Source organism: Pseudoalteromonas sp. GW168-MNA-CIBAN-0100 (genome assembly GCF_040309225.1).
GTDB lineage: Bacteria > Pseudomonadota > Gammaproteobacteria > Enterobacterales > Alteromonadaceae > Pseudoalteromonas > Pseudoalteromonas arctica.
Genome location: NZ_JBEOOL010000012.1, coordinates 26,115 through 47,484 on the forward strand (window position 1 = coordinate 26,115; position 21,370 = coordinate 47,484).

Here is a 21,370-nt window from a genome sequence, read left to right on the forward strand (position 1 = left end):
TTCCCCAGTTAGAATAATTCTTATTTTTGATGCTAATTTCACATCATTTATTTTTTACTTAATTTTTGTTTCACATAAGTTTGAGGGTTTAGCTCAAAAGCCTAATCAATTAAGCTTACTTTTTGTGAAGTCCTATCTACAGACTATAGGTAAAAAACGAGGAGAGCAATTGTTAATTAACCGTTTGATAACAAAAAGGTTCAATTTAATAAAAAATGCAACAGTGGTGCAAAGTGAAGTGGAAATGAACTAAATAAGTGCAAATAGGGTTGTTAAGAGGAATTTTAATGCGTTGGAAATATTAAAATGTTATTTATTTGTTTCTTCCTTGTGTTTTTTAATGTTTTGTATGCAGCGCCAAGCCACTAATTTTTCTTTATATTCATCCCACACACAGGGGCAGCAACTGCCACCACCACAACATTCATCAGATTTTGGTTTTTCAGGTTTTTGCGGTAGTTGGTTTGTCATATTCAGTGTTGTTGTATGTATTTAATACTAATTTGGTGCAAAGGATAAGTTAAAGGATGTTGTAAGTAAATTATTCTTTGTGAACCCGTGCTGCTGTGTAAAAATAAAAGTTATGCGATTATATAAAGTTATTCACCGTGCACCTTGGCGGGTAGTTAAAATTAGTAAAAAACGCCAACAGCTGCGTTTTCGCCGTGCTATGGTGGCGCTTAAAATTGCACTTGCGCAAGAAAAACAAGAAACCAAAGAAATGCTCTCTATTTATAGGCGCTACACTCAAGGCCAAACAAGTAAAGAGGAGTTAAAACGCGCTAATGAACAGTTTGTTGATATTTTAAAAGGGTTAGGGCTCGGTGTGTTTGCAGTATTACCTTTTGCCCCGCTTACAATTCCTTTAGTTGTTAAATTAGGGAGTTTAGTGGGAGTTGATGTACTGCCAAGTTCGTTTAATATGAACAAATCTATTAAAGAACTTGATGCTAAAATAGATCAAGAAAATCAAAAGCAAGAATCCAAAAATAGCTTAAAAAAGTAGCTAAAATCCCTTCAAATTAGCGATACCTTTTAGGTGCGCTTATTGATATGCTCTTAAGTACCATTTTTATATTATATGAGCTTTTTAATGAGTGCATTACTACGTCATACATCTTCTGGTATTCCTTTATCTTTTATTCTTAAAAACGAATTATCTGACTGGCAAGCACAGCAGCCTGCATTTATACAAAATTGGTTAACTAATACAGGTTTCGAAAAGCAAGGTGTTGCTTTAATCCCTGATGCTAAAACGGGCGAGTTAAGCCAGGTATTTTGTTTAATGCAAAGTAGCGATGATTTTTGGGCTGCGGGTAATTTAGCAAATACACTTCCTACTGGTACTTATCAAATTCAAGGTGAGAGCGCTTTTGTAGAGCAAGTTGCTTTAGGGTTTGTGCTTGGTGGTTACGAATTTAGTGAATATAAAGAAAAACCAACAGCAAAAGCGCAATTAGCCATTAGCGATAAAGCGTTGTTTGAGCGTATTAGCCAACAAGCTGATGCCATTACACTTGCACGTGATTTAGTTAATACGCCAGCGGTAGACATGATGCCGCAACATTTATCGCAAGTAATGGAAGATTTAGCTGCAACTTACAATGGCGAATTTTCACAGTGGATTGGCGATGAGTTACTAGAGCAAAACTACCCGACTATTCACATGGTGGGTCGTGCAAGCGAAAATAAACCGCGTTTACTTGATTTAAAATGGGGTGCGACAGATGCTCCATTAATTACACTAGTAGGTAAGGGCGTATGTTTTGACTCAGGCGGACTTGATTTAAAACCAAGCTCTGGCATGCGTAACATGAAAAAAGACATGGGTGGCGCGGCGCACGTAATTGCACTAGCACAGCTTATTATGGCAGCTAACTTACCAATTAGATTACGAGTGCTTGTACCTGCTGTTGAAAATGCAGTATCGCGCAATGCATTTCGCCCTGGCGATGTTGTTAAAACACGCAAAGGCATTATGGTCGAAATTGATAATACAGACGCAGAAGGGCGCTTAGTATTGTGTGATGCATTAAGCGAAGCACAAAACGATAATCCTGAGCTAATTATTGATTTTGCTACCCTCACGGGTGCATGTCGTGTTGCACTGGGCACGGAGCTTCCGGGCTTTTTCTCAACAGAGCGCGATGTAGCAAACGGTATTATTGATGCAGGTTTAAGTGTACATGATCCTGTTTGGCAACTTCCGTTGTTTGAGCAATACAAAAACTTACTAAAAAGTGATGTAGCCGATATGGCAAACTGTGCAAGTACACCGTTTGGTGGTGCTATTACTGCAGCGCTTTACTTAAAAGAATTTGTTGAGCCAACAACACCGTGGGTACACTTTGATGTAATGGCGTGGAACTTACGTGCATTACCAGGTCGTCCAACGGGTGGTGAAGCATTAGGTATTCGTGCAGTGTTTAACTACTTACAAAATCGTTTTAATAAGTAAGTTTTTGATTCAATAGTAAGAACTTGAGCTTATGAGTTTTAAACCTCATAAAGCTCAAGTGGCAAGTTATCTGGATCGGCAAAAAAGGTAAACTTTTTGCCGGTTATTTCATCCACTCTAATATCCTCAACGTTTACATCGCACGACTCTAAATACGTTTTTGCAATCTGTACATCCGCTACCTTAAAAGCTAAATGTCTTAAGCCTTGTGCTTCGGGATAGCTTGGTCTTGCGGGCGATCCATCAAACGAAAATAGCTCTATTTGGCTACCATCGGGCATGGCTAAATCTAACTTATATGAATTACGATCAGCTCTAAAGTGCTCATTAATAACGTTAAGTTTAAGTACATTGCTATAAAAGTGTTTAGAGCGTGCATAGTCACTACAAATAATAGCAGCGTGGTGAATACCTAAAAGTTTCAAATTTAATTCCTTAAAAAGCAAAAACGCACTTAATTAAGTGCGTTTTATATGTGACTTATTACATGTTGTGTTAGCTGGGCTGCGCTTCTTTACATGCTTTAACGGCCGGTGCTACAAGTTCTAAACCGGTTTTATTACATGGCGGTAAAGCGGCATCGCTTACACTAATAGGCGTTACGCGTTCGCCCCATTTTATGTAACTTGCAGCCCAGGTAAGGCCTGCACCAAATGCAGCAGACATAATGTTTGAATGCGGTTTAATTAACCCTTGCTCAACGGCTTCACATAACGCAATAGCAATCGTAGCAGCAGAGGTATTACCATACTCACCAATGTTAACCATTACTTTTTCGTCAGGTACTTTTAAACGATGCTGAATAGCTTGAATAATACGTAAGTTAGCTTGGTGTGGAACGAGTACATTAATGTCATCAAGGCTCAAATCGGCTTGTTTAAGTACATCGTCGCACGCTTCGCTCATGCCTTTAACAGCACGTTTGAAAATTTCACGACCTTCAAATAATAAATCAGATGGTCCAATTGGCTCATATTTATTTAAATCACTACCAAAGTTAGTGATGTGTAAAATATCGCGGTCTTCACTGTCACAACCAGTTTTGGTTGCTAGTAAACCAGCTGGCGTATCTGTCGCTTCAAGTACTACTGCACCTGCGCCATCGCCAAATAAAACAGCGCTATCGCGACGTGCCCAGTTTACGTACCAGGTCATACGCTCAGCGGCAATGACCACTGCTTTTTTGATCATACCCGCTTGAATTTGTGCTGTAGCAGCTTGCAATGCATATAAAAAGCCCGAACATGCCGCGTTTGTATCCATTGCGGCAGCGCCTGTTGCACCAATGTTTTTTTGCACTTGTGAGGCGGTATTTGCCACAACAGTAGAAGGTGTACAGGTTGCTAATATTACTAAATCAATATCTTTAGGATCAACGCCTGCGCACGCAATAGCATGCTTAGCTGCAACGGTTGCCAGCTCGGCGGTACTTACATGGCTCACTCGGCGAGATTTAATGCCTGTACGCGAGGTTATCCACTCGTCGGTGGTATCAACTATTTCACTAATTTCATCGTTGCTAATGCTTGCTGGTGGAATGCATTTACCCCAACCAGTGATATGTGCGTAAGGCATAGTATGTTCTCTTAAGGTGGTCTGACATGTGTTACTAATGGGGGAGTTATACCAAAAAACGGCTTTCAAGACTAGTTTATAGCATGCTTTGCATCGTAAATATTCGCAATTACAGGTTATTTAAGGTAATGCTAGTATAAAAAAGGAGCAAGTATGAAAACAACACTAATAACAACATTCACTGCAATAACGCTGGCATTAATAGCAAATGGGGCTTTTGCTCAACAGCATAAAATTATTTATGCGGGCAGTTTACTTGCATCCGAAGATCAAAAAGTAAAAACAGAGCAAACGTTAGTTATAACAGATAATACAATAACAGCTATTAAAAACGGCTACCTCACAAAAGCAGAACTTAAACTACCTGATGCCGATATTATCAATCTTAAAAATCAATTTGTAATGCCTGGTCTTATTGATATGCATGTTCACGTTACGTTTGAGCGAGATGCTAAAGCAAACCCTCACCGCTGGGCAACAGAATATGACGCCGATTATGCTTTGCGCTCAATTAAATATTTACAACGTACGCTCGATGCGGGTTTTACATCAGTGCGAGATTTAGGTAGCGATCACAAAGTTATATTTCCGCTAAAACGTGCTATTGAGCGAAATGATATTAACGGCCCTCGCATTTTTGCAGCGGGTAATACAATATCGCCTACCGGTGGACACGCAGATATGCACGGTTATCGAAAAGATATTACAGATGCGGTTACAGGCGGGATTGGTATTTGTAATGGCGCGGATGATTGTAGCCGTGCGGTACGCGAGGTAATTAAAAGTGGTGCTGATGTAATTAAAATTACTGCCACGGGTGGGGTACTAAGTAATACCGCTGCTGGTGTTAACCAACAACTTACAGATGCAGAACTGATTGCAATTGTTGATACGGCTCACCACTTAGGGCGTAAAGTTACAGCCCATGCACACGGTACACAAGGTATAAAAGCGGCCTTAAAAGCCGGTGTGGATTCCATTGAGCATGGCTCTTACTTAGATAAAGAGGCAATAAAGTTATTTAAAAAAACGGGAGCTTATTTAGTACCGACGCTTTTAGCGGGTGCAACGGTCAGTGAAGAGGTGCTTACAAATCCAAATATGCCACCGGCAATAGCCGATAAAGTGCGTGAAGTAACTCCAAAAATGCAGGCTTCGTTTAAACTTGCACTGAAAAATAAGGTTAATATAGCCTTTGGAACAGACTCTGGGGTGTCGCGTCATGGGCTTAATGCTAACGAATTTAGTCTAATGGTAAACAATGGTATGAGCGAAGCCCAAGCTATTAAATCAGCAACCATACATGCAGCTAAACTGCTGGGGCAAAGCGCACTCATTGGCGACTTGAGTGTTGGTAAACAAGCAGATATTATCAGTGTGAATGGCTCACCGCTTAAAAATATCGACGTACTTAAAAACGTACAATTTGTTATGAAAGCCGGGCAAGTTTATAAACAATAGGGAAGGTTATGAGCAGCAAAATAAAAGTGTCGTTGTTTAATCATTTGATTGACGCTGAGCGCCAGTTATTAGACCCAGAAGTTCGCCAATCTGAGCGCGCATTAGATGCTTTACTCGATGATGAATTTATCGAAATTGCTGCCAATGGCACTACATTTAATAAATACCAAGTACTAACTCGTTTACCTACCGAGGTTGTGCCACAGTTTTATAATCAGCATTTTAAGGGCCGAATGCTGAGCGATGATGTAGTGCAACTTAGTTACCAAGCTGCTTTTAGGCGCTCTGCTCGCGCTGAGTTTAATTATTCATTGCGTATGTCGCTTTGGCGTAAAAGTAATGAACAATGGAAAATGGTGTTTCACCAAGGAACGCCTTGTGCGCCGTTTTCAATTTCGATGGATGATGATTAAAAATCATATAACCGTTAAAATAACCTTATTAAACATTTGATTGGGCAATAACCTCTTGTTAATGCGTACCGACCCCACCATTAGTCGATTATTAATGCTGCGAAGCGGCGCTATTGCCGTGCAATTAATTGCGGTACTTAGCGTTTATTTTTTACTAGAACATCAAATTGCATTACTGCCTTTACTTATTGTTATTGCCGTTGAGGCTGTGTTTCAGCTTATTAGCCTATTTGCTTATCGTAATGTAAGTCGCGCAAAACCTTTGGGTATGTTGATGCAGTTAACTGCAGACGTATTATTTTTAACGGTTTTACTATCGCTAAGCGGCGGTGCAACTAATGCATTTGTTTCGCTGTTATTGCTCCCGATAATGATCGCTGCTGTTACGCTGCGAGAAAAAGGATTAGCTTATATTGCGGTGTTAGCCATTGCCGCATACAGTTTGCTACTTATAAAGATGCCCGATCACAGTATGCATCAAATGAATATGAGTAGTCATTTTATTGGCATGTGGGTTAATTTTGTTTTAAGTGCCAGCGTAATTGCACTTGTTATTGGCGCAATGAGCAGGGCACTTAAAGAGCGAGAGCGAATTATTGCAAACGTGCGTGAAAAACAATTGCGTAATGAACAGCTTGTTACCCTTGATGGGGCCGCTGCACAAATCACCCATCAACTAGCGACCCCAATTGCAAATTTACAGCTATTGTTTGAAGAGTTATTAGAAGACCAACCAAACAACCCTATTGTAAAGCACATGCAAGCGCCGCTTACTCAGTGTAGTACGCAACTTAACGACTTTAGAAAACTCTCAGAGCAATTACGTCTTAAAAATTCACAAGAGCATACCACCGTAAAGCAACTGCAAACGCAAATTACAGATACGCTTTTACTGCAATACCCTGATCAGCACATTAAATGGATTACGCCACCTATTGCGGCAACGCTATTGAGTGATGCGATGTTATTGCCTGCTATTTTAAATTTATTGCAAAATGCTGCGCTCGCTAATCAAAAACAAGGCCAAACTCAATTAGAGCTGAGTTGGCAGCAAGATAACTTACATAGTGAGTGCGTTTACTTGTTAATTCGCGATTTTGGCCGTGGCTTTTCATCATCGCAATTAGCAGAGCTGGGTGGTCAACTTATGCCAAGCGATCAAGGAATGGGGCTTGCTGTGCTTTTATCAAACGTTACTTTTGAGCGTTTAAATGGCTCACTTACCTTGTTTAACCATACCGATGGCGGCGCTGTTGCCAAAGTTAAACTCGCTATTATAAACACTGAGAATAACGCCTCATGAAGTTACTTATAATTGAAGACGACATAAATTTAGCCAGCACACTGGCAAGGCGTTTAACTAAACAGGGCTTTACCTGTGAGGTGGCGCATAATCAAAGTGATGCGTTACTTACCGCGCGTAAACTATTGCCCGACTTTTTTTTATTAGACATGAAACTAGGTGACGATAACGGACTTGCACTCATAAAGCCGCTGCGTAGTTTGCTCCCCCAAACTCATATTGTTTTACTAACTGGGTTTGCAAGTATAGCAACCGCAGTAGAGGCAATGCGTTTAGGCGCAAACGATTACCTTACTAAACCGGTTGATATGGCAACATTATTAAAAGCGCTTAACACCGAGCCTGTGGCATCGGCATCGAATGTTATTGATGATGCAGTTATGTCGCCGGAGCGCTTAGAGTGGGAGCATATTCAACAAGTACTGCACAGTAATAATGGCAATGTGTCGGTTACCGCGCGGCAACTTAATATGCATAGACGTACTTTGCAGCGCAAGTTACAAAAAAAGCCGGTGCAGCAGTAATTTAGTACTTAATTTAAGGAAAGTGTTATGAGCGATGATGCAGCTACACTAATGCAAAATCAAAAAATTATATTATTTGATGCGCAATGTAAGCTTTGCAGCGCGTGGTGTAACTTTATTATTGCTCACGACACTAATACCATTTTTAAATTATGCAGCGTGCAATCTCCAAAAGGAGAACTGTTGTTAACACATTTTGGTTTTTCAACAAGTGAATATGCCTCAATGGTTTACCTAGAAAACGGTAAAGCATTTACACAAAGTCATGCTTTTTTTAACGTTGTTAAGCAGCTAGGTTACCCATACAAGCTAGCAAACGTATTTAGTATTTTGCCAGCTAGGTTTAATAATTGGTTATACGATAGGGTTGCTTTAAATAGATATACGTTATTTGGTAAATATCAGTACTGCAGAATACCCAACCCAGATGATGCCAAACATTATTTATAAATTAGGCGTTAATACACTGCAGTATAAGTAGATGCTAGGTTTATGAGGTTGTGTTAAAATCGCCGCGTTTAATTTTAGCTAACGGTATAAAAGGCTTTTTTCATGGCAAATACAGCACATGCACTTCACATTTTGGTTAAGCACAAAGAAATTGCAGAAGATATTATTAAGCAATTAGGTAAAGGTGCAAAGTTTCAAACCTTAGCTAAAAAGTATTCGTCATGCCCATCGGGGAAAAAAGGCGGTGATTTAGGTGAATTTGGACGCGGCCAAATGGTCCCACAGTTTGACAAAATTGCATTTAAAGGTGCAATTTTAGAACCGCATCTAGTTAAAACAAAATTCGGCTGGCATGTAATCAAAGTACTTTACCGTACTTAATTTACTTAAGCAGTTTGGCAATTGACGCGTCTTAGCAAGCGTCCATTTCATCACCTATCCTAAATTTACACTTTGACGAACTAAGAATTAGGGTGGGTGTCATCTTAATTTATTCCAATATGGGCAGAATATGAAAAAATGGGAGGGGTAAGTCATGTTGATTTTTAGACTTTACATATTATTCAGTTTTTTTCTATTAGTGTCGTGTGGAGCGGATGAAAATTACGAAGCTATAAGTGAGAGTTTAATTTTAGAAAGTGAAAATATAGCTTCTAAAATAGTTTCTAATAATCATAAAGAATTAATTGCAATATTGAAATATTTAAAAGAAAACCCAAATGAATATATAGCAGGAAGCAACTTTCCTTTAGTCAGTAGTGATTTAAAAAAAATCGATGTGGAGCTATATGAGATCACTAAGATAGCAAGCGAAATTGGGGTTTTATCTGGAAAAAGAAACTCATATGGGATTTATGGTTTAGAGGTTATTAGAAAAGATACTAAAGACTTTAAGTTTACCTATGCTATAGCAAGCAAGAGTAAGGATAATATAGATAAAAATACCTTCACAAACACTTGTAACCCTATTTCTAAAGAGGGCCTATGCTTACATAAGAAAAGTGATAACTTTTATTTTATTTACAGCTTCAAGAAAAAGTAAATAAATAGAGTCAGGTCTTTTTGTTTTTAGGTGATGAGGTTTATTTTTAATAAGGATATTAAATAAAATGTTATTTAGAGTATTTATTAGTTTTTTATTTTCTGCCAATGCCAATGCCAATGCCAATGCCAATGCCAATGCCAATGCTAAATAACACTTACACCTACCCCTATTTCTTAGGGAAAAATGGAAAGGAAAAAGATGAACTCTAAGTTTAAAAAGTAAATTTAGTAGCACAGTTTTGTTAGTCCAAATAACGTGACAGTCTATTTTAATTATTGAAGCAGCTATTAAACAACCAAGGATCTATACATGGTAATTAAATGATTGAAACAATTATTGGTTTTGTCCTTTTATTTTTATTCTTAGTATCATTTTTAAGTGTGCTCGGCAATTTATTAGCTGCTTTAATGAATCCTATTGAAATGAAATTAATTGCCTTCAAAAGGTTGAGTATATCCTTGGCTATACTGATAGTTACATTTTTAGTCGCATATAAATTAGGTTATTTTATTGATAAGTATTAATAAATAAAGGAAATTATGAAGACACAAATGAATGTTCCCTTTTAGTCAAAATGAGTTAGTTATTATTTTGCTAAATTAAAATCTATAGTCATTTCTAAGTCTTCATCAACTACCGCAATACCATTAACTACTTTAGGTGCGTAACGCCATTTAGAAAGAGAGCGAATCGCTGCTTTATCAAAAATTTTCACAGGCTCAGCTTTAATCACTTTAATATTAATGGGCTTACCAGATGTATTTACATCAAAAGACATTGTCACACTACCTTCAATTTTTTCACGGACACTTTTAATTGGATACTCCGGAGGGCTGGGCATCATTAGCGTAGAGTTAGGGCTATCAGGTAGAGGTGTTGTCGAACATGCGGTTAAAAGAAACAGTGACGTCAATGTTGTAATTATATATTTCATTATAAATCCCTTTATAGGTATTGTTATCGATTTTTTAGATGTCGTTTCTATAATGACACCAAAAGAGATTCAAGGTAAATAATAAATTTGTATTTTTTTGCACTGATGAATATACAAGAAAGGCTGCAATGTGCAGCCTTTCTTAATTTTAAACTTTATTTGTGTATTAAGCGTCTTGCTTAGCTTCTTCTTCACTAATTTGTTTAAGTGCTTGAATGAATGAGTCGCTTGGTTGTCCGCCAGTAAGTGCATATTTATCGTTTATGATAAATGTAGGTACTGACGTAATACCCATCTGTTTAAAGTTGTCTTGCTCTTGGCGTACGTCTTGTACGTATTTGTCTGAATGTAGAATACCGCGCGCAGTTTCTTTATCAAGACCCACTTTTTCAACAACGTCGAGCAACGCTTCTTCTTGGTTTAAGTATTTTAAATCTGTGAAGTGCGCTTCAAAAAAGGCGAGTTTTAGCTTCGTTTGCTTACCTTCTTCACGTGCCCACATTAATAAACGATGCAAATCAAAGCTGTTGATCATGATGCGTTTGCCATCAAAATTAAAGGTAAACCCAGCACGCTGACCGGCTTCGAACATGTTTTTACGATTTTCGTCGCCTTGTTCTTCACTTAGGTTGTACTTTTGCATTAAATGTTCGTTTAAGTCTTGACCTTCAATTGGCATATCTGGATTTAGTTCAAAAGGATGCCACGTAATATCTGCGCTCATTTCGTCTTTAAGTTGCTCTAGTGCAGTTTCTAGGTTTTTATAACCCACTACACACCAAGGGCACATTACGTCTGAAACGATATCAATTTTAAAGTTTTTCATATTTATCCTTTTGAGGATTGCTTATAACTAAGTATAAAAAAGGATATTGGGATTAATTTAGCTTTATCAATACCAAACTAAAAAGAGCAACTAAACAGCTGCTCTTGAAGGTATTCAGTTTTAAGCGTTAAGCCCAAATGGGTCGTCAATACTATAACTTGGTTGTGTAAACCAATGAGGGCCGTTGTCGGTCATGTAAAAATGATCTTCTAAACGTACGCCAAATTCATCAGGTATAACTAACATTGGCTCGTTACTAAAGCACATGCCTGGGGCAAGTGGGGTTTTATCACCGCCAACTAGGTATGGCCATTCATGAATGTCTAGCCCAATGCCGTGACCAGTTCGATGCGGGCAACCCGGTGTTTGGTAATGCGGACCTAGCCCTTGCGCCGCTAAATAAGTACGTGCGCCAGCGTCTACGTCTTCGCAGGTAGCACCAATTTTAGCGGCATTAAACGCAGCCATTTGCGCTGCTTTTTCATGATCCCAAAACATGCGTTGGCGCATTGTTGGTTCGCCAAATACATAGGTACGGGTTATATCTGATAGGTAATCGTGTACTTTACAGCCGGTATCTATTAATACCATATCGCCTTTTTTAAGCACTTGCGCGTCTTTAACACCGTGCGGAAAAGACGTTGCAACACCAAATAAAACAATACAAAAATAGTTACCTGGTGCGCCTACTTTTTGATGTGCTTGCTTAATAAAGGCTTCTACTTCGGTGGTGGTTATTCCCTCATAAAGCATGCTTGCTGTGGCTTGATGCACGGCTAAGGTCATATCCATTGCGCGCTGCATTAAGCTAAGCTCGTGAATTGATTTATGCATACGGCAATGCGCCGTTACAGGTTGTGCGTTTATGAGTGTTAAACCCGTTTGCGCTTTATTAATGCCGTCGAATATAAAAAATTGTGCGCTTTCATCAATGCCAATGGTTGCGTTTTCATTAATGTTTAACTTTTTTAGTACTTCGACAAAAAGTGCATAAGGATTTTCGTGTTCTTGCCACCCATGAATAGGCCCCTCTATTACTTTAAACCCGTTTAGTGAACCAATTTCGAAATAAGGCGCAATGTATTGTACTTCACCAAGGGCCGGTAATATTGCGCCAACCATGCGCTCGCTCGCGTACCATTTCATACCTGTAAAGTAGGTTAGGTTGGTGCCAGCGTTTAAATAAATTGCATCTATGTTGTTTGCAAGCATATAAGCTTGCGCTTTGGCTATGCGCTCTAAATGTTCGTCAGCTGCAATAGGGGTTAGCGTTTGCGTCATATTACTTAGGCTTGCCAGCGCTTGCTCGCTCGATTGTGTACCAATACCGATGGTAGTCATATTTTTCTCCTTGGATTTTTAGCTAGTGTGCTTAATACCAAGGTAAAATTCAATGTTATGCGATAAGAGGCTATAAAATAATAACCTCTTAAAAGGTCATATTATTTTTTAGCGTAAGGTAAACGCGTGAGTTTATTACTTGTGTGGTAGCTATCAAGCCCGGTTACTGCCACTGTTTCTATTGCTTGTAAATCTAGGAAACCATCGCTTTGCAGCGCGGCTTTATCAACAAAAACATCCATAATTTCGCCAATAACGAGCTCAGTCCCATTGATGGCTAAATGTTGGTTTTCTACAAATTTAACCGAGTACTTTAAGCGGCTTTCTTTTACAAAAGGGGCTGCAAAGTCGTTTAAGTATTCAGGTGTTAAGCCTGTAGCATCAAACTCAGACTCGTCTTTATCGTAACGGGCTGAAGTTTGATGAGCTTGTTTATAAATCGACTTATTCACTTGATTAATGGTGTAAGTGCCCGTTTGTAAAATATTTTCAAACGTATGACGCGGCACACTGTGAGGGCGCATAATCATTGCGACTAACGGTGGGTTAGCCCCAAGGTGAATAACCGAACTTACAATCGACAAGTTGGTATTGCCGAGTAAGTCTTGCGTGCCAATTAAATTAGCGCTTTTAAAACCCGAAAGAGAATTAATTAAATGTGTACGGGTATGTTTTTCAAGTGCGTCTATTTGCGCTTTAGTAAAATGCATTAAAAGTCCTTACCACGGTATGGTTGAGCCTTGCCAGTCTAAATAAGCAGGCTCACCGTTGAGTTTTAAATCAGGGTTATTGTTTGTTAATTCAAATAGTTGCTTGGCTACAAATTCAGGCGTAAATAATTTGCCTTCAGGTACATTCTTTTGAAAGGGCTTTGAAAGTGCTGTATCGGTAGTTCCAGGGTGAAACAGAATGAGTTTGGTATTTTTAGCACGACGAGCAAGCTCTATAGCGGCAGTTTTAAATAGCATGTTAAGCGCCGCTTTAGATGCGCGATAAGTATACCAACCGCCTAATTTATTGTCGTTAATGCTGCCCACACGCGCACTGAGTGCTGTAATAGTACACTGCGTTTTGTGGGTTAACAGCGGCAATACGCTCTGTAAGCAAAGTAGGGGAGTTAGGGTGTTTGAATTTAGAAGTTGGCTAAAATACTCAGCGTCTAAATCCTCCAGCTTTTTTTCAGGCATATGGGTTTCGTTGTGCAGTGTACCATTGAATATAATAACTTGTTGTATATCGGCATTTTGCTCTTTTAGGTAATTAGTAACGCGCGCTAAACTTTGTTTTGTGTAGTCAGTATGCAGGTGGACAACACTTGAGCCAGATTCAATACTTTTTGAACTAATACAAACGATCTGATGAGTAGGCGTGTTTATTTGTAGATGTTCTATATATGCATTTGCTATGGCGCTGCTTGCGCCGAATAAAACAATAGTTTTCATTTATCACCTTTTGCTTTTAGTCCACATTGGCCGTTACTGCACTGAGTATTTGGCATTAAAAAGCGACTGATGGGGTGCCGATACTTAGCAAATAATAGGTATCCGCAGTCAGCGAAAAAGCGAATTATTGGCAAGCGAAAAATTTTCAACCAGCTGTGTTTACCCACTATTTTCCATGCTTCGTAAGTTACATCAAGCCCATAAATCATTTCACCTGATTGCTTTTGAGCTTGAAGGTAGTTCATTGCTTTGTCTTTATCAATATACGGGTAGCGCTCACTGAAGTCGCCCGCGTTAAGATCTTCAAGCGTAATTAAGTTTTTGTTATCAGCGTGTTTTAGTTGCTGCATTTCGGTGCTACAAAGAGGGCAGTTACCATCGTAAAAAATGATCATGTGAATGCTTTGTGATTATTTTATATATACTTTTTTACGACAAGACATTGCAAATGGATCTATTAAATATCTCTTCATGATGATATTAATAGTGTCCTACGAAAAAATGGAGACTGATAAATGAGTGAACAATACGCCGCCTTGCGAGGTAATGTAAATTTACTAGGGCAACTACTAGGACAAACAATCAAAGATGCCCAAGGTCAAGCGATTTTAGATAAAGTGGAAGAAATTCGTGCTTTATCAAAATCATCTCGCAGTGGTAACGAAGACGACAGACAAGCGCTAATAGATGTTTTACATGCGCTTAGTGATGAAGAGCTTTTACCGGTTGCCCGTTCATTTAATCATTTTTTAAACCTTGCTAATGTAGCAGAGCAATTTCATACCGTTTCGCGTTTTAATGACGTTGGCCTTGGTCAACAAAACCCTCTCACTCAAACATTAAAAACGTTAGCTACAAAAGCAGAACAAGGCCAGTTAGACAGTAATCATTTGGCCGAAACACTCTCAAAACTCCACATAAACTTAGTACTGACCGCTCACCCAACCGAGGTTACGCGCCGTACTATTATTAACAAACACGTTGAACTAAGTGATTGCTTAGCGTCATTAGAGCGAAAAGATAACTTACCACAAGAGCGGGACAATATTTTAAATCGTATTGAACAGCTGATTAGCCAAGCTTGGCATACTGACGATATTCGTCGCTCTCGCCCAACGCCAGTTGATGAAGCCAAATGGGGCTATGCAGTAATAGAAAATAGCCTTTGGCATGCCGTTCCGCGCTTTTTACGTGAATTTTCAGTGAATGTTAAAGACCAGTTGAGCTTAGAGTTACCAATTGATTACAGCCCAATTGAGTTTACATCGTGGATGGGTGGAGACCGTGATGGTAATCCATTTGTAACATCGCAGGTAACAAAAGAAGTGCTTGATCATGGTCGTTGGATGGCACTTAACTTATACATTCAAGATTTAAAAACGTTGTGCGCTGAACTCTCTATGTCAGATGCCAGTGATGAGCTTGTTGAGCTTGCAGGGCAGGAATTTGAACCATATAGAGCAGTAATCAAAAAGCTTAAAAATCAGGTTGCGGAAACAGTGGCGCACTTAGGTGCTAAAATTAAAAATAAGCGCAGCGATTCACAAGACTTAATTACTAATATTAATCAGCTTAAACACCCGGTTGAGGTGTGCTATCGCTCGTTATTAAAGTGTAATATGAAAGTTGTTGCTGATGGCTTATTACTTGATTTACTGCACCGTATAAATAGCTTTGGTTTGCGTTTAGCTAAACTTGATGTGCGCCAAGATTCGTCTCGCCACGGCGATGTGTTTTCAGAACTGACTCGTTATTTAGGTTTAGGCGACTATAACCAATGGCAAGAGCAAGACAAACAAGCATTTTTACTTGCAGAGCTTAACTCACGCAGACCGCTTATTCCAAAACATTGGCAACCAAGCCCTGATGTACAAGAAGTACTTGATACCTTTGATGTAATTGCCAAGCAAGACGAAGCAACATTTGGTTTGTATATTATTTCGATGGCACGAACAGCGTCAGACATTTTAGCAGTACAACTATTGCTAAAAGAAAGCGGCTGTAGCTTTGATTTACCAGTAGCACCGTTGTTTGAAACACTCGACGATTTAAACGCAGGCAGTGATGTAATTACCACACTGCTTGATAATGTTTGGTATCGCGGGCACATTAAAAACACTCAAAACGTAATGATTGGTTACTCTGATTCAGCTAAAGATGCCGGCATGATGGCAGCAGGTTGGGCACAGTACGAAGCAATGGATAAACTAGTACAACTTGCTGATGCACGTGGTATTGAGCTTGTTTTATTTCACGGACGTGGTGGCACAGTAGGACGTGGCGGTGCACCCGCTGCACAAGCGCTGCATTCACAACCGCCTGGCTCATTAAAAGGTGGCTTGCGTGTAACCGAGCAAGGCGAGATGATTCGCTTTAAATTTGGTTTACCCGATGTAGCACTGCAAAGCTTAAATATTTACGCAGGCGCAGTTCTGCAAAGTAACTTATTACCGCCACCGGAGCCAAAACCGCAGTGGCGCGAAGTAATGAAGCTAATAAGTGAGGAGTCATGTGAGCATTACCGTAATGTAGTTCGTCATGATGAAAACTTTGTACCTTACTTTAGAATGGCAACACCTGAGCTTGAACTGTCTAAGTTACCGCTTGGCTCGCGTCCTGCAAAACGTAATCCTAATGGTGGCGTTGAAAGCCTGCGCGCTATTCCATGGATTTTTGCGTGGAGCCAAAACCGTTTAATGCTTCCTGCATGGCTAGGTGCGTTAACAGGCTTAAAAGCTGCGCTTAATAAGTACGGCGCTGAAACCCTAAACGAAATGAGCTTACAGTGGCCGTTCTTTAGATCGCGCCTAGAAATGCTAGAAATGGTATTTAGTAAAGCCGATTGTTGGTTGAGTGAGCATTATGATAATGCGCTGGTGGAAGATATGTACAAACCACTGGGTGTAACACTTCGAAAAGAGCTTCAAGAAGCAATTAGCTTGGTGCAATCACTTAGCCCGCAAAAAAGCCTACTAGCCGAACAACCTTGGATTAAGGAGTCGATTAGTTTACGTAACCCGTACACCGATCCACTTAACTTACTACAGGTTGAGCTTTTACGCCGTGCTCGCTCAGAGGAAAAACGCAACGAAGGTGACATTGATAATGCATTAATGATCACGATGACAGGTATTGCAGCAGGTATGCGTAATACCGGCTAACATGTTATTTTGTTAGGTATACCAATTAATTATTTTGTTGGGCATACCAGTTAAAATTAAAGGGAGCACGCGATGTGCTCCCTTTTTTTGCGTTAAATAGGCTGGTATTTAACACCTTAACCTTTTAAACTACTTAGCCATTGAATAATTAAAAAATGTTATGGCTTCAGCAACTTTTACTGTACAGCAAGATACAGCACTTACAAATTCGCACATCACATTAAACGTAGCGCAAACAGCGTCATTACGTAGTCAATTAAAATCACAACGTGGCATATTAAATTCTAATAATATTAAAGCGTTATGCGCGCAACTCAATGTGTCTGATGATGCATTATTACAAGGTTTAGTACCTTTGGCTTCTGAGTATGCTGTTGCGCCGATATCAGATTTTCATGTAGGCGCAATTGTTAAAGCACTTGATGAAAACGATGAGGTAAACTTTTACTTTGGTGCAAATGTAGAGTTTGATCATCAAGCATTGAGTTTAGTGGTTCATGCAGAGCAATCGGCTATAAATAACGCATGGTTAAACGGTGCTAAAAAAATAGTTAAAATAGCGATTAGCGATGCACCGTGTGGGTATTGCCGCCAGTTTATGAACGAACTCGCAGATGCTAAAGAGTTTGATATTTTATTGCCAGAGCAACACTTTAAGTTGGCAGAATTACTGCCGCACTCGTTTGGGCCGACTGATTTAGGTAACGCGTTTAGCTTGTTTAATCCAGAGCCTCACCAGCAAGTATTTGCAAATGATCAACTAGATGAAAAGCTAGCAAGTACAGCATTAAACGCATACGTACCCTATAGTAAAAACTTTAGTGCAGTAAAAATTAGTACATTTGAAAATGGTGATTTTTACGGAAGTTACGCAGAAAACGCAGCGTACAGCCCAAGCTTGTCGCCACTACAAAGTGCACTTAGCCAATTATTTATCGCAGGGCTTAGCTTTAACGAAAGTACAGTAAAATCAATTACACTTTTAGAAACCGCAGGCCATGAAAACCAAGCGGGTGTAGCACGTGCTGTACTTGCAAGTTTTAAAAATCTACCGGCAATAGAAGTAATTAGCGCTCAGCTAAAATAACCTCTGAAAAACAATAAAGCACAGGCAAAGCTGTGCTTTATTAAAATGCGCCATTCTATCGAATTAAATAACTCACTAACTGCGTTAAAAATTATTCATATAAGACAACTATACTTCATAATTTTTGCCTTGTTACTGAGCCATTTTCTTATCGTTATAATAGCCCATTAATAATAGAATCCGTATTAATCAAGTAATACTTTAGCCGCTTCTAATACGACCGCTACAGATTTACGCTCAATTTCACCATGGTCAACATTTGGTATTTCTTGGCGAGTACGATTAACAAGTACGCCTGCTACACATGCAGCTTGTAAACCAAGGGCTGCACACATAGTAAATAATGTTGCTGATTCCATTTCGTAGTTCATCACGCCCAGTTTTTGCCACTCTTCGCAGCTACCTTGTAGTGATTTAGGAACGTAACCAGAATGCGTATCGTAACGCTCTTGTCCTGGATAAAATGTATCGCTTGATGCAGTAATACCGATATGAAAATCGATATTTAAGTTTTTACATGCTTGTACCATAGCTTGTGTTGCATAAAAGTCAGACACAGCAGGGTAGCTAAGAGGAGCAAAATGCTGGCTTGCACCGTCTAAACGTACAGACGCTTGGCTAATTAAAATTTCGCCTTCGTTGATATGTGGCTGAATCGCACCTGTTGTACCAATACGTAAAAATTTACGCACGCCAAGTTGTGCTAATTCTTCTACTGCAATCGACGTAGATGGACCACCAATACCCGTAGAACAAACAACCACCGAATGGCCGTTTAGTTGACCTAAGTAAACATGAAACTCACGAGTTTGAGCAAGGCAGGTTGGGTTGTCTAGGAATTGTGAAATGCGTGCAGCACGATCTGGATCGCCCGGTACAATCGCAAGTTTTGCACCTTTAAGATCGTCAATACATAGTCCTAAGTGAAATACCTTTTCCATAGCTAAGCCTTTTTATAATAAATTGTGTCAATCTAGCATCATTGCTAGAAACGTTTATCAAGTACAGGACGATTGTCCGTTTTATCTTAACTCCTCCAATTAAGTCTTAATAATTTTAAGAACTAATTTGATTTATTCATCAACTATGAATATTCAATCAAGTGCTTATACAAGTAGCCTTGTTGTGCTGTTGACATGTTCAAGCAGACATAATAAGTATCAACCAAGCGCGTAACTACAATTAAATAGTTTATGGTAAATATTCATTAATATTAAATTAATTCAATGGCTTAAATTTGTATTAAGCACGTAAAAGATAACGTGTTTATTTATATTAGGCACAGACTTATTTAGCAAAGTGGAATTTATTTGAAGTTTAGGCACTTTTGGTGATTTTGCATAACTAATCAAAAGTAATTAGCTACGTACAGAATAAAAATCGAAGGAGTTTATTATGAGCACACAATTTGAAGCATTTAAAAACAAAGTTGAGCACTGTTTGTGCGCACCAGGTGATGGCGTATACACAGTAAATACTGCAAAGGAGCGCAAAGCCGCACTGCGTAATAAACTTTATGGACAAACTGAAAACGTTGATAATTTGTGGCGCGAGTCTTTAAATGAATTACCAAATTCTCCACATAAAGCCGTTATGTTAGGTATTAGCTCAGACTGTGGCGGTGGTATTTTACGCGGTGCAAACTGGGGGCCACTGTTTGTGCGCTCAGCTTTAATTGATCAGCAACCGCAGTGTCATTCGTTTGATTTAGGCGATGTACGTGTAATCCCACATTTACTTCATGATAAATACCTAAATGATGCAACCATTTCTAATTGCCAAAAAGCCCTATACGGTAATGAAGATAACGACTATTACGTAAGCCCATTATCAATCACTGAGGATGTATGCGACAGTTTTTACGCAACATTTAAAGATAAAGGTATATTTGGTATTGGTGGCGATCACTCAATAAGTTACCCACTTACCAAAGCGTACTTAAAAGCAAAACGTGAGCAAGGTAAGCGTACCGCTATTATTCACTTTGACGCGCATACAGATTTACTCGTTGAGCGCTTAGGCATAGATTTATGTTTTGGCTCGTGGTGTACACATATTTTAGAATTTTTACCAGCACCACATCATTTAATACAATTTGGTATACGCTCAAGTGGCAAGCCTAAAGCGCACTGGGAAAGTACCTTTGGCGTTAAGCAACATTGGGCACATGAAATCATTGAGCGCGGCGCAGCAGCGGTTGCTGTCGACGCTATTGTACAATTAAAAGCTGATAACGTTGATGAAGTATACGTAAGCTTTGATATTGATGCGCTTGATGCAGAGTTTGCATCTGCCACAGGCACGCCAGAACATAATGGTTTAACACCACAGCATGCGCTTGATATTTTATCAGCCATTGCGGATGAGTTTCCGATTACGGGTGCTGATATGATGGAAATAGCGCCATTTACCGACAGCTCTTTAGTTGGCCAATCAAGCTCTGAAACGACACTTAGAGAAGGCGCTAAAATTTCAGCCTTTTTAATTAGTGCGATGAACAAGTAAGCTGTATGAGCTATAAATACTAGCACTATCAGCGTATAAGTGTGCATTACATGACTAAAAACTAGCAGTTCATAAAGCCTCAGCTATATTTATTAAATACTTATAATGAGTTAGTTGAGGCCTTGCTAAATGAAATTATTGATCTTTTTATTGTTCATTAGCTGTATTAAAGTTGATGCAACTGAAATCACAATAGTAACGGAAGTATTTCCGGATTTTCAGTATCTCAATGAAGATAATAAACTCGTTGGCCGCTCTGTCGAGAAAGTTCATAAAGCGCTAGAAGGCACTGGTATAAAATACACTATGTTGGCGCATAGTTGGGCCATATCTTACAATGCAGCGCTACGCGATAAAAACACCTGTATATTTTCAATTGTTCGATTACCTAATAGAGAAAGTAAGTTTAACTGGGTAGGTGAACTGGAAAGCTTTGATTCAGCCATTTATGGTCTAAAGTCCAGAGGTATAAAGTTAAATACTCTCAATGATGCTAAAAAATATAAAATAGCAGTACTGCGTGATAACTTTAGTCATCACTATTTGCTTGAAAGGGGCTTTAGTGAGAACAAGCATTTATTACTCATCGATAGCCTAGATAAAATAGATAAACTTATAAGCACTCGTCACGATATTCTTGATTTTGTTGTTCTTAGCAAAAAGCAATTTAGCTATCGAATAAAAACTGAGCCTAGGCTTGAGCTACTCGAGCCATTACTAAATCTAAATACAGCTCAATCTCCATTATTTTTTGCTTGTAATATAAATATGGATCCGGCCTTAGTTGTTCAATTAAAAGTCGCCTTTAAAGGCAATTAAACAGTTTAAAAAACAGTTTAATCAAT

Annotated in this window: 24 protein-coding genes; 14 read left to right on the forward strand and 10 right to left on the reverse strand. The window is 39.1% G+C overall.

Features of this window, described 5'->3' with window-relative positions:
- Positions 1–309: 309 nt before the first annotated feature.
- Complete coding sequence (locus tag AAEY62_RS09210; protein ID WP_081709178.1) at positions 310–471, reverse strand: oxidoreductase-like domain-containing protein; 162 nt, start codon at positions 469–471, stop codon at positions 310–312.
- 112 nt (positions 472–583) lie between these two features.
- Here AAEY62_RS09210 and AAEY62_RS09215 point away from each other — a divergent pair, with 112 nt between their 5' ends.
- On the forward strand, positions 584–1,006 hold the full coding sequence (locus AAEY62_RS09215; RefSeq protein WP_007582356.1) for a hypothetical protein: 423 nt from the start codon (positions 584–586) through the stop codon (positions 1,004–1,006).
- 87 nt (positions 1,007–1,093) lie between these two features.
- The gene (locus AAEY62_RS09220; RefSeq protein WP_024605692.1) at positions 1,094–2,458 is read left to right on the forward strand and encodes a leucyl aminopeptidase family protein; all 1,365 of its coding nucleotides are present in this window, start codon (positions 1,094–1,096) and stop codon (positions 2,456–2,458) included.
- 38 nt (positions 2,459–2,496) lie between these two features.
- Here AAEY62_RS09220 and gloA2 read toward each other — a convergent pair whose 3' ends face one another.
- Positions 2,497–2,883 carry an SMU1112c/YaeR family gloxylase I-like metalloprotein gene (gene gloA2, locus AAEY62_RS09225; protein ID WP_039488460.1) on the reverse strand — a complete coding sequence of 129 codons (387 nt, stop codon included), beginning with the start codon at positions 2,881–2,883 and terminating at the stop codon, positions 2,497–2,499.
- Positions 2,884–2,953: 70 nt separating this feature from the next.
- The gene (locus AAEY62_RS09230; protein ID WP_350634843.1) at positions 2,954–4,033 is read right to left on the reverse strand and encodes a ketoacyl-ACP synthase III; all 1,080 of its coding nucleotides are present in this window, start codon (positions 4,031–4,033) and stop codon (positions 2,954–2,956) included.
- Between the two features lie 153 nt (positions 4,034–4,186).
- Between AAEY62_RS09230 and AAEY62_RS09235 the strand changes: the two genes are divergently transcribed.
- From AAEY62_RS09235 to AAEY62_RS09270, 8 genes are all read left to right on the forward strand, one after another.
- Complete coding sequence (locus AAEY62_RS09235; protein WP_149603598.1) at positions 4,187–5,494, forward strand: metal-dependent hydrolase family protein; 1,308 nt, start codon at positions 4,187–4,189, stop codon at positions 5,492–5,494.
- A gap of 8 nt (positions 5,495–5,502) precedes the next feature.
- The gene (locus tag AAEY62_RS09240; RefSeq protein WP_024595765.1) at positions 5,503–5,907 is read left to right on the forward strand and encodes a nuclear transport factor 2 family protein; all 405 of its coding nucleotides are present in this window, start codon (positions 5,503–5,505) and stop codon (positions 5,905–5,907) included.
- Between the two features lie 61 nt (positions 5,908–5,968).
- On the forward strand, positions 5,969–7,210 hold the full coding sequence (locus AAEY62_RS09245; RefSeq protein WP_350634868.1) for an ATP-binding protein: 1,242 nt from the start codon (positions 5,969–5,971) through the stop codon (positions 7,208–7,210).
- Complete coding sequence (locus AAEY62_RS09250; protein WP_024591845.1) at positions 7,207–7,734, forward strand: response regulator transcription factor; 528 nt, start codon at positions 7,207–7,209, stop codon at positions 7,732–7,734. The genes AAEY62_RS09245 and AAEY62_RS09250 overlap by 4 nt, the downstream gene beginning before the upstream one ends.
- A 27-nt stretch (positions 7,735–7,761) precedes the next feature.
- Positions 7,762–8,184, forward strand: a complete 423-nt coding sequence (locus AAEY62_RS09255; protein ID WP_350634844.1) for a thiol-disulfide oxidoreductase DCC family protein — start codon at positions 7,762–7,764, stop codon at positions 8,182–8,184.
- Positions 8,185–8,286: 102 nt separating this feature from the next.
- On the forward strand, positions 8,287–8,565 hold the full coding sequence (locus tag AAEY62_RS09260; protein WP_008171402.1) for a peptidylprolyl isomerase: 279 nt from the start codon (positions 8,287–8,289) through the stop codon (positions 8,563–8,565).
- 154 nt (positions 8,566–8,719) lie between these two features.
- Positions 8,720–9,226 carry a hypothetical protein gene (locus tag AAEY62_RS09265; RefSeq protein WP_024591842.1) on the forward strand — a complete coding sequence of 169 codons (507 nt, stop codon included), beginning with the start codon at positions 8,720–8,722 and terminating at the stop codon, positions 9,224–9,226.
- A 323-nt stretch (positions 9,227–9,549) separates the two neighbouring features.
- Complete coding sequence (locus tag AAEY62_RS09270) at positions 9,550–9,753, forward strand: hypothetical protein (protein ID WP_350634845.1); 204 nt, start codon at positions 9,550–9,552, stop codon at positions 9,751–9,753.
- Positions 9,754–9,815: 62 nt separating this feature from the next.
- On the opposite strand, the gene AAEY62_RS09275 is transcribed toward AAEY62_RS09270, so the two are convergent.
- The 6 genes from AAEY62_RS09275 to AAEY62_RS09300 form a co-directional block, all read right to left on the reverse strand.
- On the reverse strand, positions 9,816–10,163 hold the full coding sequence (locus tag AAEY62_RS09275; protein WP_350634846.1) for an energy transducer TonB: 348 nt from the start codon (positions 10,161–10,163) through the stop codon (positions 9,816–9,818).
- Positions 10,164–10,329: 166 nt separating this feature from the next.
- Complete coding sequence (locus AAEY62_RS09280) at positions 10,330–10,989, reverse strand: DsbA family oxidoreductase (RefSeq protein ID WP_024591839.1); 660 nt, start codon at positions 10,987–10,989, stop codon at positions 10,330–10,332.
- A gap of 120 nt (positions 10,990–11,109) precedes the next feature.
- On the reverse strand, positions 11,110–12,330 hold the full coding sequence (locus AAEY62_RS09285; RefSeq protein ID WP_024591838.1) for a M24 family metallopeptidase: 1,221 nt from the start codon (positions 12,328–12,330) through the stop codon (positions 11,110–11,112).
- Between the two features lie 101 nt (positions 12,331–12,431).
- Positions 12,432–13,040 carry a flavin reductase family protein gene (locus AAEY62_RS09290; protein WP_121953601.1) on the reverse strand — a complete coding sequence of 203 codons (609 nt, stop codon included), beginning with the start codon at positions 13,038–13,040 and terminating at the stop codon, positions 12,432–12,434.
- A 9-nt stretch (positions 13,041–13,049) separates the two neighbouring features.
- On the reverse strand, positions 13,050–13,772 hold the full coding sequence (locus AAEY62_RS09295) for an SDR family NAD(P)-dependent oxidoreductase (protein WP_007582379.1): 723 nt from the start codon (positions 13,770–13,772) through the stop codon (positions 13,050–13,052).
- Positions 13,769–14,167 carry a thiol-disulfide oxidoreductase DCC family protein gene (locus AAEY62_RS09300; protein WP_197117103.1) on the reverse strand — a complete coding sequence of 133 codons (399 nt, stop codon included), beginning with the start codon at positions 14,165–14,167 and terminating at the stop codon, positions 13,769–13,771. The genes AAEY62_RS09295 and AAEY62_RS09300 overlap by 4 nt, the downstream gene beginning before the upstream one ends.
- A gap of 120 nt (positions 14,168–14,287) precedes the next feature.
- Between AAEY62_RS09300 and ppc the strand changes: the two genes are divergently transcribed.
- On the forward strand, positions 14,288–16,933 hold the full coding sequence (gene ppc, locus AAEY62_RS09305) for a phosphoenolpyruvate carboxylase (RefSeq protein WP_350634847.1): 2,646 nt from the start codon (positions 14,288–14,290) through the stop codon (positions 16,931–16,933).
- A gap of 160 nt (positions 16,934–17,093) precedes the next feature.
- Positions 17,094–18,020, forward strand: coding sequence for a cytidine deaminase (cdd, locus tag AAEY62_RS09310; protein ID WP_350634848.1), 927 nt, complete (start codon positions 17,094–17,096; stop codon positions 18,018–18,020).
- A gap of 185 nt (positions 18,021–18,205) precedes the next feature.
- Here the strand turns inward: cdd and udp are convergent, their stop codons facing one another.
- Entirely contained in the window at positions 18,206–18,961 is a 756-nt protein-coding gene (gene udp / locus AAEY62_RS09315) for a uridine phosphorylase (protein ID WP_007582384.1), read from the reverse strand.
- A gap of 454 nt (positions 18,962–19,415) precedes the next feature.
- Between udp and AAEY62_RS09320 the strand changes: the two genes are divergently transcribed.
- Together AAEY62_RS09320 and AAEY62_RS09325 are read left to right on the forward strand one after the other, a co-directional pair.
- A complete protein-coding gene (locus tag AAEY62_RS09320) occupies positions 19,416–20,525 on the forward strand; it encodes an arginase family protein (RefSeq protein WP_350634849.1) in 1,110 nt (369 codons plus the stop codon).
- A 129-nt stretch (positions 20,526–20,654) separates the two neighbouring features.
- Positions 20,655–21,344 (forward strand): transporter substrate-binding domain-containing protein, encoded by a 690-nt coding sequence (locus AAEY62_RS09325; RefSeq protein ID WP_169045147.1) that lies wholly within the window; start codon positions 20,655–20,657, stop codon positions 21,342–21,344.
- Positions 21,345–21,370 lie beyond the last annotated feature (26 nt).

Coding starts and splice junctions, on each gene's coding strand:
- AAEY62_RS09210 (WP_081709178.1), bottom strand. CDS start 471: ATGACAAACCAACTACCGCAAAAACCTGAAAAACCAAAATCTGATGAA.
- AAEY62_RS09215 (WP_007582356.1), top strand. CDS start 584: ATGCGATTATATAAAGTTATTCACCGTGCACCTTGGCGGGTAGTTAAA.
- AAEY62_RS09220 (WP_024605692.1), top strand. CDS start 1,094: ATGAGTGCATTACTACGTCATACATCTTCTGGTATTCCTTTATCTTTT.
- AAEY62_RS09230 (WP_350634843.1), bottom strand. CDS start 4,033: ATGCCTTACGCACATATCACTGGTTGGGGTAAATGCATTCCACCAGCA.
- AAEY62_RS09235 (WP_149603598.1), top strand. CDS start 4,187: ATGAAAACAACACTAATAACAACATTCACTGCAATAACGCTGGCATTA.
- AAEY62_RS09240 (WP_024595765.1), top strand. CDS start 5,503: ATGAGCAGCAAAATAAAAGTGTCGTTGTTTAATCATTTGATTGACGCT.
- AAEY62_RS09245 (WP_350634868.1), top strand. CDS start 5,969: ATGCGTACCGACCCCACCATTAGTCGATTATTAATGCTGCGAAGCGGC.
- AAEY62_RS09250 (WP_024591845.1), top strand. CDS start 7,207: ATGAAGTTACTTATAATTGAAGACGACATAAATTTAGCCAGCACACTG.
- AAEY62_RS09255 (WP_350634844.1), top strand. CDS start 7,762: ATGAGCGATGATGCAGCTACACTAATGCAAAATCAAAAAATTATATTA.
- AAEY62_RS09260 (WP_008171402.1), top strand. CDS start 8,287: ATGGCAAATACAGCACATGCACTTCACATTTTGGTTAAGCACAAAGAA.
- AAEY62_RS09265 (WP_024591842.1), top strand. CDS start 8,720: ATGTTGATTTTTAGACTTTACATATTATTCAGTTTTTTTCTATTAGTG.
- AAEY62_RS09270 (WP_350634845.1), top strand. CDS start 9,550: ATGATTGAAACAATTATTGGTTTTGTCCTTTTATTTTTATTCTTAGTA.
- AAEY62_RS09275 (WP_350634846.1), bottom strand. CDS start 10,163: ATGAAATATATAATTACAACATTGACGTCACTGTTTCTTTTAACCGCA.
- AAEY62_RS09280 (WP_024591839.1), bottom strand. CDS start 10,989: ATGAAAAACTTTAAAATTGATATCGTTTCAGACGTAATGTGCCCTTGG.
- AAEY62_RS09285 (WP_024591838.1), bottom strand. CDS start 12,330: ATGACTACCATCGGTATTGGTACACAATCGAGCGAGCAAGCGCTGGCA.
- AAEY62_RS09290 (WP_121953601.1), bottom strand. CDS start 13,040: ATGCATTTTACTAAAGCGCAAATAGACGCACTTGAAAAACATACCCGT.
- AAEY62_RS09295 (WP_007582379.1), bottom strand. CDS start 13,772: ATGAAAACTATTGTTTTATTCGGCGCAAGCAGCGCCATAGCAAATGCA.
- AAEY62_RS09300 (WP_197117103.1), bottom strand. CDS start 14,167: ATGATCATTTTTTACGATGGTAACTGCCCTCTTTGTAGCACCGAAATG.
- ppc (WP_350634847.1), top strand. CDS start 14,288: ATGAGTGAACAATACGCCGCCTTGCGAGGTAATGTAAATTTACTAGGG.
- cdd (WP_350634848.1), top strand. CDS start 17,094: ATGGCTTCAGCAACTTTTACTGTACAGCAAGATACAGCACTTACAAAT.
- udp (WP_007582384.1), bottom strand. CDS start 18,961: ATGGAAAAGGTATTTCACTTAGGACTATGTATTGACGATCTTAAAGGT.
- AAEY62_RS09320 (WP_350634849.1), top strand. CDS start 19,416: ATGAGCACACAATTTGAAGCATTTAAAAACAAAGTTGAGCACTGTTTG.
- AAEY62_RS09325 (WP_169045147.1), top strand. CDS start 20,655: ATGAAATTATTGATCTTTTTATTGTTCATTAGCTGTATTAAAGTTGAT.